Genomic DNA, 4508 nt, shown 5'->3' on the forward strand with positions numbered 1-4508 from the left:
CCTTGAGGTAGGTGCCGCCACGCTTGAGTCGATCCTTCAGTTCAGCTCGCGCTCGACGTGCGGCAGCAGCCTTCTCCAACGCTGCCGCGCGCTGTTCGTCGGTCAACTGGGGAAGGGCCACGGGTTCCTCCGTCTCTCGCCATCTTCGTACTGGCCATCATCTAGTTGTGTCTTGACTGGTTAGAGAACCAGCCAGCGTCGACGACCGTACCCACGGCCGCTGACGAAAGCTAACCCCACCCCCCGAGTTACGGGGTCAAAACCGCAGCGTGTAGGGCGATCGCCAGTATTTCACCGGTGTGCCTGCGCCGGCCCGGGTGGGGTCTGACGCGGACGCGATGTCCCTGCATATCAATGGTTTTGGAGGTCTCGGCACGTGCCAATTGCCGGGGAAGCTGGCGGCGAGGGTGCCGAGCGGCTACCCGAAGGGACCCTCTTGATGAGAATTTCGCTGGTCACGGCGTGTCGGGCGTGTCGGATGCAGTGCGACGCGTGACGTTCGAGCCACGTCTGTCACTTGGGGTTACCCCCGTCACGTACTTCACTCACATGCAGGAGATAGCTGGCACACAGGTTCCCTCCATAGCGTGCGGCAGTCGGGGTTGATCCCTCCAAGACGAAGCCTCGAAAGGACAGATGCCATGCATCTCAAACGCGCGACCTGTGCGGCCGCCATCGCCATGGGTGTCGGTGCGTCCGCCTTGACCGCCGGTGCCGGATTCGCCGCCGCCCAGCCAGGCCCCTCTCCGTGTGGGCCGCAGGGCGGCACGTGCCAAGGCCCTGGCGGCGGACAAGGCGGCTCCGGTGGCCCCGGGGGGCCCCCGCGTCAAGACCAGGGCGGTCCAGGTGGACCTGGTGGGCAGGGCGGCCCTGGTGGGCAGCGTGGTCCTGGTGGTCCGCCACCGCAACAGCAGGGTGGACCCGGTGGGCCCGACGGCCGGGGTCCAGGTGGACCCGGCGGACCCGATGACCACGGCGGACCGGGCGGACCCGGTGGATTCGGCGGCCCAGGCGGCCCTGGCGGTGGGCCCGGCTACCACGGCGGCCCAGGTGGGCCGCAGTGGGGACCGCCTCCCCCCGACCAGGCCTGGCGCGGCATCGACCAGGGTCGCAACGACCATCAGCCGTTCAACTACAACAACCAGTGGGTGCAGCCCATCTACAACCAGGACTTCAACAACTGGGGCTTCTGGTTTCTCGGGGTCTGGATCCCGCTGTGACGATCTGAGTCATGCCTGAGCGAAAGAGTGGCCGGCGCGAAGGCGCCGGCCACCTTTCGCCGTTGCCCCTCCAGAGACGATCAACTACAGTGCGTAGTAGATCCTTGGAGGAGGTGCTCGCAATGCGGCGGACGACTCAGATTCTGGTGGCGATCATCGGTGTGGCGGTGGTCGGAATCGCCACGGGGCACCTCATACTCGGCGGTGGCGCCGTCATCGGCGGCAGTCCACTCAATGCGACTGCGGAGGGCGAGCATCGCTTCTTCGCCGCCATGTTCCTCTGTTACGGGTTCGCATTCCTGTGGTGCGTGCCCGACATCGAGAGCAAACGGCGGCCACTGAATCTGCTGGCCGGAGCGTTCCTCCTGGGTGGCCTGGCCCGGCTCGCATCCGTGGCCATCTCCGGACCGCCAAACGCCTTCTACCTGGCAATGCTCGCCGTCGAGCTGGCGGTGCCGTTCCTGCTCTTCTTCCTCACCTCGAAGGTGCCGCAATCCTCCTGATGGCAAACGGTTTTCCTTCTGTTACCCAACGCACAGCGGGCACTCACCGTGGCCCAAGGGTCAACCCATCTCCGCCACTTAACGTCATGTCCACGAGGCGAACTCACGCCCCGCAGACGATATGAGTGGAGTGGCACTGATGACCTTCAAGCGAGCCGTGTACGCATCGACACTAGCTGCCGGAGTAGGACTCGCCGGGTTGTTCGGCGTTGGCCTCGGTACGGCAGCAGCAGATCCCGGACAGGGTTGCAACGCACCGAACCGGCCGCCCTGCGGGCAGGACCAGCACAACAACAACTGGGGCCCGAACAACAACAACGGACCCAACAACAACTGGGGTCCAAACAACAACAACGGACCCGTCAACTGGCAAGGTCGCGGGGTTGACCAGGGCCGTCAGGATCACCAGCCGTTCAACTGGAACGGTCAGCAGGTGACCCCCATGCAGGCAGGCAACGGCCAAGGCTGGGGATTCTGGTTCGGCCCCGTCTGGATTCCGCTGTAAGCCACCAAATTACGAGGCGGCGGGTCACCGACAGCGGTGGCCCGCCGCTTGCACTTCCTCGGCCGGGTGCGGACGTCGTCGTGCTAAGGGACGAGGTACGCCACGGCGTCGCGCATCCGTTCTCCGGCCGCCCGCACCGCCGCGACGTCGGGTCCGGCCCGCAGCACCTCCCGGGAGACGGCCGGGAGCAAGGTGCCCGGCGCCGCACCGCCGAGGCCGCGCAGCCCATCCGGTCGTCCTCCTTGAGCACCGACCCCCGGCACCAGCACCGGACCGCCGAGCCCACTGAGATCGGGTAGTTCGGACAAGGTCGCGCCGACGACGACACCGACGGAACCCGTTCCAGTGCCGCGGTTCTCGGCGGCCACGTCGTCCACGATCGACTGGGCTACCGTCCGCCCGTGAATCTCTGCGCGCTGCACACTCGCACCTTCCGGGTTGGAGGTCGCAGCCAGGACGAATACACCGCGGTCGTGCTCGGCGGCGGTGTCGAGAAGTGGCCGCAGCGAGCCGAAGCCCAGGTAGGGCGAGGCCGTCACCGCATCACAAGCCAGCGGTGAGTCGCCAGCCCACGCGGCGGCGTAGGCCGCCATGGTGGTGCCGATGTCGCCGCGTTTGGCGTCGGCCAGCACCAGCACGCCGGCGTCGCGCAGTTCGGCTATGACGGTTTCGAGCACGGAATATCCTGCTGCGCCGTAACTCTCGAAGAACGCCACCTGCGGCTTGACGATCGCGAAGCCCGAGAAGGCCTCGACGCAGACGTCACAGAACGTGTTGAGCCCGTCGACGTCCACCGGCAGGCCCCATGCCGTCAGCAGTTCCGGGTGCGGGTCGATGCCCAGGCACAGCGGGCCCCGTTCCGCCGCCGCGGTGGCCAGCCGCGCCCCGAAGCCGGTCACTTCTGCGCACCGAGCCTGCTGTGCAGCTCCTGTAGTGACATCACGCCGATGTCGCCGCGAATGCCCGCCTCGATCCCCTGCACCGCCGCGGACGCGCCCTGCACCGTCGTGACGCAGGGAATGTTCATCGCCACCGCGGCGGACCGGATCTCGTAACCGTCGATGCGTGGCCCCGAATTCCCGTACGGCGTGTTGATCACCATGTCGACGTCACCCGCCCGGATCGCCTCGACCGCCGACAGGATGGGACGGCCTCCACCGGGCTCTTCGAAGTGCTTGCGCACCACGTCGCAGGGAATGCCGTTGCGGCGCAGCATCTCCGCAGTGCCCTCGGTGGCCAGCACGCGGAAGCCGAGATCGGCAAGCCGTTTGACCGGGAACACCAGTGAGCGCTTGTCGCGGTTGGCCACCGAGACGAACACCGTGCCTTGCGCAGGCAGCGAGCCGTACGCCGCGGTCTGGCTCTTGGCGAACGCGGTGCCGAAGTCGCGGTCGATTCCCATGACCTCGCCCGTTGACTTCATCTCGGGGCCCAGCAGCGAATCCACCTGCGAGCCGTCGGCCTTGCGGAAGCGGTTGAACGGAAGCACCGCCTCCTTCACCGCGATCGGGGCGTTCGGCGAGACGCTGGCTCCATCGCCGGTCGCGACCAGCAGGCCCTCCTCGCGCAACTGGGCGATCGTGGCACCCAGCATGATCCGGGCGCATGCCTTCGCCAGCGGCACCGCGGTGGCCTTCGAGACGAAGGGCACCGTGCGGCTGGCGCGGGGGTTGGCCTCCAGGACGTAGAGCACGTCGTCCTTGAGCGCGTACTGCACGTTCAGTAGGCCCACCACGCCGATGCCGTGGGCGATGGCCTCGGTGGCGTGGCGAACCGCCGCAATGTCCTGGCGGCCCAACGTGACCGGCGGAAGTGCGCACGCCGAGTCGCCGGAGTGGATGCCCGCCTCCTCGATGTGCTCCATCACGCCGCCGATGTAGACCTCGGCGCCGTCGCACAGGGCGTCCACGTCGATCTCGATCGCATCCTCGAGGAAGCGGTCGACCAGCACGGGATGTTCCGGCGAAAGTTGAGTGGCACGAGTGATGTACCCACGCAACGTCTCGTCGTCGTAGACGATCTCCATACCGCGTCCACCGAGCACGTACGACGGCCGCACCAGGACGGGGTAGCCGATGTCTGCTGCGATGCGGCGAGCCTGCTCGAAGCTGGTCGCCATTCCGAACCGCGGTGCGGGCAGCCCGGCGTTCTTGAGCACCTCACCGAACTCGCCGCGATCCTCGGCCAGGTCGATGGCCTTGGGGCTGGTACCGACGATCGGCACGCCGGCCTTCTCCAGCCGGTCGGCCAGGCCCAGCGGCGTCTGGCCACCGAGCTGCA

General features: G+C 67.3%; 5 protein-coding genes and 1 pseudogene. 3 read left to right on the forward strand and 3 right to left on the reverse strand.

The window, feature by feature from the left end; genetic code table 11:
* Window positions 1-121, reverse strand: a pseudogene (mihF, locus tag ACRDUX_RS19715) (integration host factor MihF); the annotation flags it as partial.
* Window positions 122-641: 520 nt separating this feature from the next.
* Here mihF and ACRDUX_RS19720 point away from each other — a divergent pair.
* The 3 genes from ACRDUX_RS19720 (at window position 642) to ACRDUX_RS19730 (ending at window position 2228) form a co-directional block, all read left to right on the forward strand.
* Entirely contained in the window at window positions 642-1220 is a 579-nt protein-coding gene (locus ACRDUX_RS19720; protein WP_526415704.1) for a hypothetical protein, read from the forward strand.
* A 122-nt stretch (window positions 1221-1342) separates the two neighbouring features.
* A complete protein-coding gene (locus tag ACRDUX_RS19725) occupies window positions 1343-1723 on the forward strand; it encodes a DUF4345 family protein (RefSeq protein ID WP_526415705.1) in 381 nt (126 codons plus the stop codon).
* A 139-nt stretch (window positions 1724-1862) separates the two neighbouring features.
* Window positions 1863-2228 (forward strand): hypothetical protein, encoded by a 366-nt coding sequence (locus ACRDUX_RS19730; protein WP_526415706.1) that lies wholly within the window; start codon window positions 1863-1865, stop codon window positions 2226-2228.
* An 83-nt stretch (window positions 2229-2311) separates the two neighbouring features.
* Here ACRDUX_RS19730 and pyrF read toward each other — a convergent pair whose 3' ends face one another.
* Entirely contained in the window at window positions 2312-3127 is an 816-nt protein-coding gene (pyrF, locus tag ACRDUX_RS19735) for an orotidine-5'-phosphate decarboxylase (RefSeq protein WP_526415707.1), read from the reverse strand.
* On the reverse strand, window positions 3124-4508 hold a 1385-nt coding region (locus tag ACRDUX_RS19740), incomplete at its 5' end, for an ATP-binding protein (protein ID WP_526415708.1). The genes ACRDUX_RS19740 and pyrF, both read right to left, overlap by 4 nt.

It is taken from the genome of Mycobacterium sp., from assembly GCF_050701675.1.
Lineage (GTDB): Bacteria > Actinomycetota > Actinomycetes > Mycobacteriales > Mycobacteriaceae > Mycobacterium.